We start from the raw sequence: 642 nt of genomic DNA, 5'->3' as shown, positions 1-642 counted from the left end.
CCATGTCGGTTACAAAAGGTATTTTTCACCGTCAGTATCGTTTCCGAAACAACCGTCATTAGATATTACTTTTGACAGTTTATTCTGGGCACTTATAAATGGTCGTCCCGACTTATTGGATTTATATGGGGGAGTCCCCTATTTTGGAAATTGGTATCTCATCTTGTTGAATTATTTTCTATTTTCTTGCTATAGTTTTATTATTTTTAATAAAACTGATAAATATACTAGTGGGCATGGTGTTTATGTTATTCTTCGTGTTCAATCCAAAATGAAAATAATAATGCAAGCGATCTATCAAACGTTCATATTTGTTATTGTATGTGAGTTCATGAAAGTGGTTATATATATTTTTGCCTTGTTGATCGTATATAGACACTTCTATGTGGAGAGTATTTTCATTTTTGTGAATATGTTCTTTATCCACGCATTTTTCCTATTTATATTATTATTGATTCAAATCATGCTTGAATTTTTTGTTGATAGTAAACTAGCGCTTATATTTGTGCAAATGAGTTACTTACTGCTTATTCCGTTGAGTGATTTTATGAAAAGAATACTTGGGTGATTACAGCCATGCAATTGACCCAGTTGTGCCATCTTTTTGATCCACCTCTGCCATGAAATTGATCCACCTAAGAC

Annotated in this window: 1 protein-coding gene; it reads left to right on the top strand. The window is 32.4% G+C overall.

Features of this window, described 5'->3' with window-relative positions:
- On the top strand, positions 1–568 hold a 568-nt coding region (locus AB1L08_RS22500; RefSeq protein WP_413066792.1), incomplete at its 5' end, for a DUF2705 family protein.
- Between the last annotated feature and the right edge of the window lie 74 nt (positions 569–642).

It is taken from the genome of Siminovitchia jepli (genome assembly GCF_047228825.1).
Classification (GTDB): domain Bacteria; phylum Bacillota; class Bacilli; order Bacillales; family Bacillaceae_C; genus Siminovitchia.
This window is presented reverse-complemented; position numbering and strand designations above follow the sequence as displayed.